Origin of the sequence: Mesorhizobium sp. ESP-6-2, assembly GCF_020164675.1 — a bacterium.
In the GTDB taxonomy this organism is placed as follows: Bacteria; Pseudomonadota; Alphaproteobacteria; order Rhizobiales; family Rhizobiaceae; genus Mesorhizobium.
The window spans coordinates 423,482-435,941 of record NZ_JAIUGT010000004.1; the positions used below are offsets into that span (position 1 = coordinate 423,482).

Annotated in this window: 12 protein-coding genes; 4 read left to right on the forward strand and 8 right to left on the reverse strand. The window is 64.3% G+C overall.

Translation table 11 applies throughout. The features are described 5' to 3' along the window. Nucleotides 1-73: 73 nt before the first annotated feature. The 7 genes from LB532_RS14465 to LB532_RS14495 are packed head-to-tail and all read right to left on the reverse strand — an operon-like array spanning nt 74 to nt 6,374. Nucleotides 74-865 carry a sugar isomerase domain-containing protein gene (locus LB532_RS14465; protein WP_140638501.1) on the reverse strand — a complete coding sequence of 264 codons (792 nt, stop codon included), beginning with the start codon at nt 863-865 and terminating at the stop codon, nt 74-76. A gap of 41 nt (nt 866-906) precedes the next feature. Then, entirely contained in the window at nt 907-1,677 is a 771-nt protein-coding gene (locus LB532_RS14470; RefSeq protein WP_140638500.1) for a GntR family transcriptional regulator, read from the reverse strand. After that, a complete protein-coding gene (locus LB532_RS14475; RefSeq protein WP_140638499.1) occupies nt 1,674-2,549 on the reverse strand; it encodes an ROK family protein in 876 nt (291 codons plus the stop codon). Before LB532_RS14475 ends, LB532_RS14470 begins: the two co-directional genes overlap by 4 nt. Next, nucleotides 2,546-3,283, reverse strand: coding sequence for a PIG-L deacetylase family protein (locus LB532_RS14480; protein ID WP_140638498.1), 738 nt, complete (start codon nt 3,281-3,283; stop codon nt 2,546-2,548). The genes LB532_RS14475 and LB532_RS14480 overlap by 4 nt, the downstream gene beginning before the upstream one ends. Then, complete coding sequence (locus tag LB532_RS14485) at nt 3,280-4,125, reverse strand: carbohydrate ABC transporter permease (protein ID WP_140638497.1); 846 nt, start codon at nt 4,123-4,125, stop codon at nt 3,280-3,282. The genes LB532_RS14480 and LB532_RS14485 overlap by 4 nt, the downstream gene beginning before the upstream one ends. Next, nucleotides 4,122-5,054: a carbohydrate ABC transporter permease gene (locus LB532_RS14490; RefSeq protein ID WP_140638496.1), complete on the reverse strand. Its 933-nt coding sequence runs from the start codon at nt 5,052-5,054 to the stop codon at nt 4,122-4,124. The genes LB532_RS14485 and LB532_RS14490 overlap by 4 nt, the downstream gene beginning before the upstream one ends. A 51-nt stretch (nt 5,055-5,105) precedes the next feature. Beyond that, a complete protein-coding gene (locus LB532_RS14495) occupies nt 5,106-6,374 on the reverse strand; it encodes an extracellular solute-binding protein (protein WP_140638495.1) in 1,269 nt (422 codons plus the stop codon). Between the two features lie 319 nt (nt 6,375-6,693). Here LB532_RS14495 and LB532_RS14500 point away from each other — a divergent pair, with 319 nt between their 5' ends. The 3 genes from LB532_RS14500 to LB532_RS14510 are packed head-to-tail and all read left to right on the forward strand — an operon-like array spanning nt 6,694 to nt 9,745. After that, entirely contained in the window at nt 6,694-7,986 is a 1,293-nt protein-coding gene (locus tag LB532_RS14500) for an ABC transporter substrate-binding protein (protein WP_140638494.1), read from the forward strand. Nucleotides 7,987-7,994: 8 nt separating this feature from the next. Next, on the forward strand, nt 7,995-8,885 hold the full coding sequence (locus tag LB532_RS14505; protein ID WP_140638493.1) for a carbohydrate ABC transporter permease: 891 nt from the start codon (nt 7,995-7,997) through the stop codon (nt 8,883-8,885). Further along, nucleotides 8,882-9,745: a carbohydrate ABC transporter permease gene (locus tag LB532_RS14510; RefSeq protein WP_140638492.1), complete on the forward strand. Its 864-nt coding sequence runs from the start codon at nt 8,882-8,884 to the stop codon at nt 9,743-9,745. The genes LB532_RS14505 and LB532_RS14510 overlap by 4 nt, the downstream gene beginning before the upstream one ends. Here LB532_RS14510 and pcaD read toward each other — a convergent pair. Next, nucleotides 9,735-10,559 carry a 3-oxoadipate enol-lactonase gene (pcaD, locus tag LB532_RS14515; RefSeq protein WP_140638816.1) on the reverse strand — a complete coding sequence of 275 codons (825 nt, stop codon included), beginning with the start codon at nt 10,557-10,559 and terminating at the stop codon, nt 9,735-9,737. The genes LB532_RS14510 and pcaD overlap by 11 nt on opposite strands. Nucleotides 10,560-10,691: 132 nt before the next feature. On the opposite strand from pcaD, the gene LB532_RS14520 reads away from it, so the two are divergent. Then, a complete protein-coding gene (locus tag LB532_RS14520) occupies nt 10,692-12,452 on the forward strand; it encodes a sulfatase-like hydrolase/transferase (RefSeq protein WP_140638491.1) in 1,761 nt (586 codons plus the stop codon). Nucleotides 12,453-12,460: the final 8 nt, after the last annotated feature.

A 12,460-nucleotide genomic window follows, 5' to 3' on the forward strand; every position in this document is an offset into this window, starting at 1 on the left:
CATCGACGATGATAAGGTCGCATTGGGCGCATCCATGAGCGGGAGGCGTCCGCGACGCCTCCCGCCCCCGACATCACTCGCCGCGCATCGTCGCCTGGAAGGCCGGCAGGTGCCTCTTCTGCGCTTCCAGCATGCGTTCGCGGTAGACGCCGTAGATGACATCGGTGTCGTGCAGGGTCACGCCCGCGATCGTCGGCGAGGCGAAGACGGGCAGTTCGATGCCGCGCTTGGCGAGCTGCTCGGCGGTGCGCGCGATCAGCTCATGCGCCAGGATCATGGCGAGCACTGTCGAAGAGCCGGAGACCGGACGGCTCCAGCCCTCGACCGGCACGATCGCGTCCTCGATCGGCGAGCAGGTGTCGATGACGAGATCGGCCGCGTCGGCCAGTCGCTTGCCGGAGGAGTGCGTCGCGGGCTTGTCGAGATTGTTCTTGCTGGTGACCGCAACGACGAAGATGCCGCGCTTCCTGGCATAGAGCGCCGTATCGATGCCGGAAGAGTTGCGGCCGCTGTGGCCGAAGATGATGATGGAGTCACCTTTGTTGAGCGGCTGATGATCCAGGAATTTTTCGGCGTATTTCTCGGTCCGCTCCAGCCACAGCAGCTCACGCACGCCGCCGGCGCCGAGCACGTTGTGCCACATCACGCGCGGGTCGGTCAGCGGGTTGAAACCGACATAGCTGCCGTAACGCGGGAACACTTCCTGCACCGGCAGCACCGAATGGCCGGAGCCATAGAGATGGATCAGACCGCCGCCTTCAAGCGAATCGGCAAAGCGGCTGGCTGCCTGGCCAAAGGCCGCTTCGTTGGTTTTCGCTGCCTGGTCGATGAGGGCGGCGAGACGGTGAATGTAGAGGTCGGACACGTGGGTACTCCTGTTAAGTGTCTGCTTGGGGTGATGATGGATCAGCTTCGCGGATTTGACGGGACGCGCCCGGCGCGCAGCGTCGAGCGGATCTCGTAGCGGTCGCCGCGCATGATAGAGACGGTGAACTCGAACGGACCGCGCTCGTCGGTGGCGATACGCTCGACCACGAAGGCCGGACTGCCGACCGGCAGATCGAGCAGCTCGGCATCCGCCGCGTCGACCGCGCCGACGCGATAATTCTCGCGCGCCGCCACCGGCACGATGCCGTAGTGACGCTCCAGCGCCTCGTAGAGCGATCCCTGCAGCAGGCCGGCGTCGAGGAAGCCCGGCACGCGTGCGGCTGCGAGCTGCGCCGTCTGGATGCCGATCGGCTCGTTGTTGCCGAGCCGCAGCCGCCGGATGCGCACCACCGGGTCACCCTCCTCGATCTCCAGCGCGCCGGCCGCCGCCGCATTGGCGGTGGTGAGGCTGCAATCGAGCAGGCGCGAGCCGGCAACGACGCCGATATTGCCCATCTCCTGGGTGAAGCTCGTCAGTTCGCGGGTGCCGGCGACGAGCGTCGTGGAGCGCACGAAGGTGCCGCGTCCGTGTTCGCGGCGCAGCAATCCGCTTTCCTCCAGATTGCGCAAAGCGTGGCGCAGCGTGATGCGGCTGACCCCGAACAGCGCGCCCAGCCGGTCTTCGGCCGGGATCTGGTCGCCCGTCGCCCATTCGCCGCTCTTGACGATGGCGCGGATGGCCTCCTCGACCTGATACCAGAGCGGCTCGGGCCTTCTGCGATCCGGCTGCTGAAAACTGGCTTCACTCATCGGATCTGTCTCCACCCGCTTCCGGCCTGCCCGGCCACTGCCGCACCGACCAGGCCGGCGCCAGGGCCGAACGCGCCAGCCTTGAGAGAAATGCCGCGCAGATGCGGCGGCAGTTGGCGCCGCAGCGCGGCAAGCAGCGGCGGCCCGATGACGTCAAGCGCATCGGCAAGGCCGCCGGAAACCAGGATCACCTGGGGGTCGAGCAGCGCGACGGCGCCGGCAAGCGCGGTGCCCAGCCGGCGCGCCGGCAGCTCGAGCAGGGTCTGTGCCGCCAGTTCGCCCGCCTGGGCAGCCGCGATCAATTGGCGACCGTTGGCAAGGCCGACCTGACCGGCAAGCGCGTCGAGCGCACGGCCCGATGCAACGCGCTCCAGCCAGCCGCTGCGCTCCTCGCCATGGTCCTTGATGTCGGCGCAGGCCCAGCCGAACGAGCAGGCGCCGCCATGCGTGCCGGCGACGATGCGGTGGTTGGCGAGCACCGCCGAGCCTATGCCCGTGCCGATTGCCAGCAGGATCGCATCCGACATGCCTTTCGCGCTGCCTTCAACGGCTTCCGCCAGCAGAGCGATCTGTGCATCATTGCCGACGGCGACGCGTAGCCGCGGGAACAGCGCCGCGATGTCGACACCGTCGAGCCACGGGAGATTCGGGATCCAGCGGCAGACCGACCCCTCGACAAGACCTGGCACTGCCAGGCCCAATGCCTTGACCGCGCCAGCCTCGGCGCAAAGCGCCGTGATGCGGGCGACGAAGGCATCCAGGCTTGCCGGCGCCGGTTCGCGGCTCGGCATCTCCAGCGCGCTGATATTGCCGGACTGGACGGCGGCGCGCAGATTGGTGCCGCCGAGATCGATAGCCAGAACCCGCGTCATCGGCGCCCTCCGGCAGCCGGTGGCGCGAACAGACCGCTGCCGGCGTTCCAGGAATGCGAGGCCGCCGCGAAGGCCTGCGCATGGCGCGTGCCGCGCAGGCAGCCGCGCAGACGGTAGAGCGCGCTGTAGTAATCGACATAGGGGAAGCTGCTCAGGCCCCGCGCCAGCTCGTATTCCTGCACCGCCTCGCTCCACGCCTCGAAGCCGTCGCTGACGTCGACCAAATGCTCGGCGCGGAAACCATCATCGTCTTCCCAGTTCTCGCCGAACAGCAGCAAGCCAGGCGTAAAGGCGGCATGGTCGCGCGCAACAGTCGGAAGGGCGGCGAAGAAGATGCCGGTCTGCGTCAGCTTGGCGGCGGCGCGATGGTCCTTGTGCCAGCTGCCGTGCCAATGGGTTATGACCACCTCCGGCTTCAGCTCGCGAATGACATCGCACAGTTTCAGCGCCGTCTCGTCATCGGAAGGCAGGAACGCATCATGCAGGCCAAGATTGCGCATGGCGACGCCGAGGCGCGCGGCCGCCCTCCCCGCTTCCTCTTCCTTCTGCGCGCAATAGTGCTCGGGAATCAGGCACGGATGGCCCTGCTCGCCCATGCTCAGGTGCAGGAACGTCACCGTGGTGCCCCTCAGTACGGCGGCCGCCGCCAGCGGTCCGGCCATCACCTCGGCATCGAAGGCATGCGCACCGACGACCAGGATGGATTTGGCAGCATAGATCCTGTCCTCGATCATTTCATGCCTCCCCCGGCGCCGACGCCCTCGCGAATCTGGCGGGCGAGCAGACAATACATGATCAGGATCGGTGCCATGGAGATCGCCAGCGAGGCGAACACCAGGCCCCAATCGGTGCGGTACTGGCCGACGAAGACGCTGATGGCCAGCGGCACGGTCTTGTAGCGGTCATCGAAGATGAAGATCAGCGGGAAGAAGAAGTCGTTCCACACGGCGATTGCCGTGAAGATGGCGACGATCGACACCGCCGGCTTCACCATCGGCAGGATGATCTGGAACAGGATGCGGACCTCGCCGGCGCCATCCATGCGTGCCGCCTCGTCGAGTTCGGAGGGCAGCACGCGCATGAAATTGGCGAAGATGAAGACGGCGAAGGGAATGCGGATCGCCGAATAGACGAGGATCAGCCCGGTCAGGGAATCCAGCAGGCCGAGATTGCGCATCAGCGTGAACAGCTCGACCGAGGCGAGCCTTATCGGCAGCATGATGCCGGACAGGAACAGGCCGAGCATGATGGCGTTCCAGCCGAGCCGGTAACGGCTGAGCGGATAGGCGGCCATGGCCGAGACGACGATGGTGAGGATGACCGCGCCGGCGGTGACGATCAGGCTGTTGATGAAATTGTGGCCGAGGTCGGCACGCGTCCAGGCGTTGACGAAATTGTCGAAGGCCCAGCTTGTCGGCAGGCCGAGCCGGTTGTCGTAGATTTCGGCCGTCGACTTGAAGCAGGAGACGACGAGGATGTAGAGCGGCAGCAGCACGGCCGCCGTCCATACGGCAAGCACCGTCCAGCCGGGCAGCCGCGAAATCACGGGATTGCCTGACATGGCCAGCACGCTCATAGCTGCACCGCGCGGCGGTCGAAGAAGCGCAGCATCAACAGCGTGCCGACGCTGAGGATCAGGAACAGCATGGTGCCCAATGCCAGCGCCAGGCCGATGTCGGTGATACCGACGGCGCCCTCCGCGCCGAAGGCCAGCCGATAGAAATAGGTGACCAGCGTGTCGGTCGAATAGCTCGGATTGCCCTGCACGCCCTGCATGACATAGACGATGTCGAACTGGTTGAAGGTGTTGATGAAGGACAAAGTCGTGAGCGTGCCCAACGCCGGCATCAGCAAGGGCAGCGCGACGGAGAACAGCATGCGCGCATTGCCGGCGCCATCGAGTTTCGCCGCCTCGAAGATCTGGCCCGAAATCTGCCGCAGGCCCGCCGTGTAGATCAGCACCGGCAGGCCCATCCAGTTCCAGGCGTCGACGGCAACCAGCATGGCCAGCGCGGTGTGGCTGTTGCCAAGCACGGTCAGGCTGCCCTGATGCAGGCCAAGCCCGTTCAGCGCCCATTCGACCACGCCGCCCGGCGCCAACAGCAGGCGCCACAGCGCACCGACGATGACCGGGCTCAGCACCGCGGGGAAGAAAAAGACCGACTGGAAGAAGGCAGCACCCCTGTCGCGCAGGAACAGCAGCCAGGCGAACAGCAGGCCGATGCCGTTCTGGAAGACCATGATGCCGAAGAACCAGGCGGTGTTGTGCCAGAGCGCCCCGTAGAGCCTGGCACTACTGGGGAAAACGAACAGGCGCGAAAAATTCGACAGGCCGGCGAAGTCGGTAATGCGCAGCCCCTTCCAGATGAAGAAGCTGCCCCACAGCGACATCGCCAGGGGATAGAGGACGAACAGGGCGTAGACGGCCAGCGCCGGCAGGATGAAAAGCAGGGCCATGCGCTGCTGCGTGCGCTTCAGGCTGCTTTTATGGCGACGATCGATCATGCGCGGTTTTGCCCGGTGAGAGGCCGGCCGCATTGCAGCCGGCCCGGCTCCTTACTGCTTCGGCTTGAACCAGGTGGCGACGGCGGCCTGCATGTCGGCCGCCAGCTTCTCCGGCGCGATGTTGCCTTCGACCATGTCGATGATCTCCGATTGCAGGACCGAAGAGGCGGTCGGCGACTGCCAGCGGAATCCAACCAGTGTCAGGTAGGGCGTCGAGTTCTTCGACATGTCCATCATCTCGGCCAGCACCGGATCCTTCACCGTGACATCGGTGCGGGCCGGCGGCCAGCCGAGTTCGTCGGCGAACATCTGCGCGAATTCGGCCGAGGCCATGAAGTCCAGCACCTTGATCGCGGCTTCCTTGTTGGCGCTTTCGGAGACGAGCCCGTAGGAGCCGTCCGAGAAGGCGGAGGTGTAGAGCTTTGCCCCCGCATCGTCGGCGGGGAACGGGAAGATCGAGAATTTCAGCTTCGGGTTCTGCGATTTGAAGCTGCCATTCTCAAACGAACCGCCAAGAAACATCGCGGCCTTGCCGCCGATGAACTGCTGCGTGGCGGTGGTGTAGTCGATCCCGGCGAAGCCGTCGGGGAAATAAGGCTTCAGCTCAGCGAAACGCTTCAGCGCCGCGATATAACGCTGATCCTCGAAGGTCGCCTTGCCGGTCATCATCTCGTCGTAGAAGCCCGGGCCGTAGACGGTCGGGCCGATGACGCCGACGCCGATCTCCAGTTCCCAGGCCGAGCCGTTGGCGCCACCGGTGGCGATCGGCGTGATGCCGGCCGCCTTCAGCTTGTCGCAGGCCGCGACGAAATCCTTGTAGGTCTTGGGGACCTCGATGCCCTGCGCGGCAAAGATATCCTTGTTGTAGAAGACACCCATCATCGGCACCGAATAGGGCACGCCGTAGAGCTTGCCGTCGGTGCGGCCGCGCGCACCGCCAAGGGCCGCATCCGGCATATTCTTCAATTCCGGCACGCTGTCGTCGAGCGCGTCGAGATAGCCGGCCTCGACGAAGGGCTGCAATTCGCCATAGGCCTTGAGCTGGGCGATATCGGGCCCGCGCCCGCCACGCAACGCCGTGCTCAGGCGGTTCTGGTAGTCGGCATCCGGCGTGAACTGCATGTTGACCTTGATGCCGGGATTCTTGGCCTCGAAGGCATCGAAGATGCGGCGCATCGCGGCCTCATCCTCGGTGCGCCAGCTCCATAGCGTCACCGTACTGTCGGCCCGCGCCGGCAGGCTGGTGAAGAGGCCAGCGCAGGCGGCAAGGCCGCCGATCAGGCCGAGGGCTGCGCGCCGGTGAATTGAAAGCATGCTCATTGCCAGTCTCCCATTTTTATCTGTCCTTGGCGTCCCACGGCCCTATTGATGCCGCGGAGAGTCATTCCTCAGAAAAGTCATTATAACGACATAGCAGCATCCGCAAGAGGCCTGACACTTGCTCCGAAACGATCGAGTTAAGCTATCGAACGAGGTACTTCTGGTAATATGCTGTCTATGTTTACAAATTTCGTTGTGAAACAGACATCATAGAGATCAGAGACAGCCCATGCGAAGCTTTTTCGCAATCGGGCCCTTGCGCCAGCACTTCATGTTGTCATAACGTCATTGTGATCGCTAAGCCTGAGGGAGGATGAGGATGTCTCTTGCCTGGACTTCGAAACTGGCTCTGGCCGCGAGCCTTGCCATCCTGCCCGCCAGCGGCTGGGCGCAATCGGTCAACATCTCCTATCTCACCCATTGGTCGCCGGAGACGGTCGCATTGCTGGAAGCGGCGGCCAAGGACTATGCAAAGACAAATCCGGATGTCAGCGTCACCGTGCGCGCCGTTCCCTTCGGTGATCTCCTGACGACGCTGCGCTCCCAGGGCGGCGGCGCGGACGGTCCTACGATCGGCGGCATCTACGATCTCTGGCTGCCTGAGCTGGCCCGCGACAAGCTTGTCGCGCCTGCCCCCGACGCCGTCTTCGAAGAGGTTAAGGAAGCATGGCCGGCTGGCGTGGTGAGCGCCGCGTCGGTCGGCGGCAAGCTCTATGGCATTCCCAACGAGATCGACGTCTACGCGCTGAACTACAACAAGGCACTGTTCAAGCAGGCCGGCATTGCCGCCGCGCCGAAAACCTGGGACGAGTTCAAGGAGGCGGCGAAGAAGCTGACCAACAAGGATGCCGGCCAGCAGGGTTTCGGCATGATCAATTCCTGGGCGGCGGGCGTCGTTCATCCCTTCGCCTCGCTGCTGGTCTCCAATGGCGGCGAGCTGGTCAAGGACGGCAAGCCGGCGCTGGACACACCGCAGGCCGCGCAGACCTTCCAGCTCTATGAGGATTTCATCAAGTCGGGCGCCAGCGTGCCAGCCATGGCGACGGCCGACGCCAACACCACCGGCCCCTTCCTCGACAATTTCGTCTCGGGCAAGACCGGCATGATCATCATGGCCAATTGGTGGGAAAGCGCGCTGAAGGCAGGCATGGGCGACAGGTTCGCGGATATCGCCACGGCGCCGATCCCCGTCGGCCCGAGCGGCGACAAGCCGCATTCGATCTCCTATTCCTGGATGACGGTGGTCAACGCCAATGCCGGCGAAGCCGAGCAGAAGGCCGCCTGGGAGTTCCTGGGCTGGCTCAACAATCCGAAATCCGGCAAGAACGGCGCCTCGGCGATGTCCGACATATTGATGTCGATGGGCATCCTGCCCTCGCGCAGCTCCGATATCGAGGCCCACAAGGACAAGCTCGGCTCGGAATTCCTGTCGGGCTATGTCAGCGTGCTGGCCGACGCCAAGCCCTTCCCGGTCGTGCCGGGCGGGCAGGAGTTCTCGGAATCCCTGCAGCAGACGCTGGAGGCGTTGCAGTATGGCCAGGTCTCGGCCAAGGATGCGCAGGCGACGGCGCAAGCGGACGCCGCCTCGATCCTGGAGCGCGCCGCCAAGTAGACTGAACCATGATCAACAGGTACCGTGCCTCGGCGGGCATCATGCTGGCGCCCGCCGTGACGCTGATCGGCATCTTCATCCTGTTGCCGATGCTGCTCACCGTCTGGCTGTCCTTCCAGGACTGGTCGACGCAGACGCCCTTTTCCAGCGCCAGCTTCATCGGCCTCGACAATTTCCGCGACATCTTCGGCGTCTCATCGGTCGGACGCGACTTCAAGGGCGCGTTGATCAACACCTCCATCTACACCGCGCTCTCCGTCATCCTTATCCTGCCGCTCTCGGTGGCCTTCGGGCTGATGGTCCACCAGCACGATGTGGGCGGCGGCACGGCGCTGCGGACCGTGCTGTTTTCCACTTACATGGTGCCGATGATCGCGGTGGCGCTGGTGTGGGCGAAGCTCTATTCGCCTGGTGAAGGGCCGCTGAACCAGATGCTCGGCCTGATCGGCGTCGGCCCGCAGCCCTTTCTGTCGTCGCCGCGCTCGGCGCTGATCTCGATCGTCCTGCTCAATGTGTGGCAGCAAGTCGGCTATTTCACGGTGCTGGCGATTGCGGGGCTGACCCAGATTTCCGGCAGCCTCTACGAGGCGGCAAAACTCGACGGCGCCAACCGCTTCGAGCAGTTCCGCTTCATCACCTTGCCGCTGCTGCGGCGCACGCTCCTGTTCAGCGCGGTGATCGCCATCATCAATGCCGTGCAGGTGTTCGAGCCGGTGGCGCTGATCACGCAGGGCGGGCCGGCCGGCTCGACCAATGTCTTGACCTACCACATCCGCCGCGTCGGCATCGAGCGCGCGCAGGGCGGACTGGGTTCGGCCATGGCCGTCATGCTGATGCTGTCGCTGATCGTCGTGGTCTGCGCTCTGTTCGCCTTTGCCAACCGGAAGGATCAGGAATGAGCGCGGGATCGTCGACCCGCTTGCCGCGCAAACGCCCCGCCGGCCGCAAGGCGCTGCTGGCCACGCTCATGCTGCTCGTGGCGGTAGCGTCGGCGTTTCCGCTGGTTTGGATGGTTTTGTCCAGTCTCAAGACGCCGGCCGAGAGCATGCAGGTGCCGCCGGTGTGGATCCCGCACACGCCGAGCCTCGACGCCTATGAGAAAGTTTCGGGCGTGGTCAATGTCGGCCGTTCGATGTGGAATTCCCTGGTCATCGCCTCGATCACCACAGCCGGTATCCTCATCACCAGCATGATGGCCGGCTACGCCTTCGCCAAATACCACTTCCCCGGCCGCTCGCTTTTGTTCTCGGTGCTGATCGCGACCATGTTCCTGCCGCCGATCGTGACGCTGATCCCGCTCTATCGTCTCGTCGGCTCGATCGGCCTCAATGCCAGCCTCGCCGGCATCATCGTGCCCAACCTCGCCAATGCCTTCGGTATCTTCCTGATGCGCCAGTTCATTGCAAGCGTGCCTGACGATCTGATCGACGCCGCGCGCATGGACGGCGCCTCCGAACTGCTGATCCTGTTCAAGATCGTGGCGCCCAGCGTGGCGCCGGCGATCGCGGCATTGGCGCTGTTTGCCTTCGTCTATCACTGGAACAGCTATCTGTGGCCGCTGACCGTGCTGCAAGGCAATGCCGACGCCTATCCGATCGTCATCAGCCTCAGCCGGCTGTTGAGCTACAACAGAGGCGCCGTCAACACCGGGTTGGTGATGGCCGGCGCGACGCTTGCCGTGCTGCCGCCGCTCATCCTCTTCGTCCTGCTGCAGCGCTTCTTCGTCGATTCCATCGTCGGCACGGCGATCAAGGGGTAGTCGCGCTCAAAGGTTTCTGCGCCGGAGGAAGCGACGCGACAAAATCGCGGATCAGCGCGACCACCGCCTCCGGCTGTTCGATGCAGGGAATATGGCCGGCATTAGGAATGATTTCGAAGCGGGCGCCGGGGATCAGCGCTGCCAGCGAGCGGACGAGATCGGGCGGCGTCGAGCCGTCCTGGTCGCCGACGATACAGAGCGTGGGCACCGCAATGCGCCGCGCGGCCTCGGTCAGGTCGGTATCGCGGACCGCCATGCATGTCCCGATATAACCCGGCAGCGCCTGCCTGGTCAGCATATTGCGGCAACCGGCAAGGTCGGCGGCGGGCGCGGCATGGAAGCCGGGCGTGAACCATGCTTTCATCACACCGTCGGCTATCGCCTCGATCCCGTCGCGCTCGACGGTGGCGATACGCGTGTTCCAGCTCTCGTCCGTGCCGATCTTGTGCGCCGTGTCGGACAGGATCAGAGCCTCAACACAGCTGGGATGACGGGTATAGAGCCGCTGCGCGATCAAGCCGCCGACCGACAGGCCGAACAGCACGACCTTGCCGAGATCGAAATGATCGATGAGGCCAAGGAGGTCGTCGACATGATCATCCATCGACCGGACGCCGCTGCCGATGTCGGAAAGTCCGTGGCCGCGCTTGTCGTAGACCAGCAGAGGCATGTCACCGCCTAGTTGGGAGATGACATCGTCCCAAATGCGCAAATCGGTACCCAGCGAATTGATGAAGACCACCGGTCGCGCGGTGCCGGTCGCCTCGATGTAACGATGGTGCAGCGCAAGGCCGCCAATGGTGACGAATGGCACGATTTCGACCCTTCCCAGCTCCCACAGTGCATGAGGCATTTGGTTCGGTAAAATGATATTTTGAGGCATCGTTGTAGGACATCGGCCGTTCTGGCACACCGGTCTTGCGAGAACCACAATGACGGACGACCAATGACAGACCGCCGCAACGTCCTTTACATCATGTGCGACCAGCTGCGCTTCGACTATCTGAGCTGCGCCGGACACAAGACCCTGCACACGCCGAACGTCGACCGGCTGGCCAGCCGGGGCGTGCGCTTCACCAACGCCTATGTGCAATCGACCGTGTGCGGGCCATCGCGCATGAGCGCCTATACAGGCCGCTATGTCCGCTCGCATGGATCGACGCATAACGGCGTGCCGCTCAGGGTCGGCGAGCCCACGCTCGGCGAGCATCTGCGCGAGATCGGCGTGCGCTGCGCGCTGATCGGCAAGACGCATATGAGAGCCGACGAGGAAGGCATGGAGCGCCTCGGCATCGACAAGGCGTCCGTCATCGGCGTGCGCGTCGCCGAATGCGGCTTCGAACCGTTCGAGCGCGACGACGGGCTGCATCCGTCATCCGCCTACGATCCCGATCCGGCCTACGACCAATATCTGCGCGAGCACGGCTTCGACGCCGCCAATCCGTGGGAGCACTGGGCCAATTCCGGTGAAGGCGAGGATGGCGAGGATTTCAACGGCTGGCTGCTCGTCCATGCCGACAAGCCGGCGCGCATTCCCGAGGAGCATTCGGAAACACCCTACATGACGCGCCGCGCCATGCGCTTCATCGAGGAGGCCGAGGCAAGGGGCGAGGCCTGGTGCGCGCATCTCTCCTACATCAAGCCGCACTGGCCTTACATCGTGCCGGCGCCCTATCACGACATGTACGGCAAGGCCGACATAAAGCCGGTCGTGCGCAGCGAAGCAGAACGCGTGTCGCCTCACCCGATCTTCGAAGCCTTCCAGCAGGAGCGCTATTCCAGGAACTTCTCCCGCGACGAGGTCCGCGAAAGGATCGTTCCCTGCTATATGGGCCTGATCAGGCAGATCGACGATCAGTTGGGCGGATTGTTCGAGTTCATGGAGGAGCGCGGCCTGTTCGACAACACGATGATCGTGTTCACCTCCGACCACGGCGATTATCTCGGCGACCATTGGCTGGGCGAAAAATACCTTTTCCACGATGTCGCGGCCAAGGTGCCGATGATCGTCTACGATCCGCGCCGGCAGGCCGACGCGACGCGCGGCACGACGTCGGACGCGCTGGTGGAGATGATCGACCTCGCACCCACCTTCCTCGACTTCTTCGGCGGCAAGGCGAAGCCGCATATTCTCGAGGGGCGGTCGCTGCTGCCGCTGCTGGTCGGCCAGGACGTGAACTGGCGGTGCCACGCGGTGAGCGAGTACGACTATGGCGGCGATGCCGCGCGGCTGAGGCTCGCGATGCCGGTCGCCGACTGCAAGCTCTACATGATCACCGACGGCCGCTTCAAACTGGTCCATGGCGAGGGCCTGGCGCCGATGTTCTTCGATCTGCACGGCGATCCGCACGAACTGCGCGACCTCGGCACGGAAGCATCGGCGGCGGCCGACATCGAACGCCTGCGGCAGGCGCTATTCCGCTGGCTGGCGCTGCCCAACAACCGCATCACCGCCGCCGACGAATGGCTGACGGGAAACGACGACAAGATGCGGCACTTCGATCCGTTGATCGAACCCGGCGTGCTGATCGGCTACTGGGACGAGGCCGAGCTCGCCGAACAGCAGGAAAGACGCAGGCTGGCTATTACGCGAGTCGGGAGAATGAAACCCGCTGCCGTTGTTGTGGGCGGCATGAATTTCAGAGCGCTGGGGCCGGAGCGCGTTGCGAGCAGTCCGGCATCGAGCGATCGGTGCCGGACTGCCTGATGTGGCGG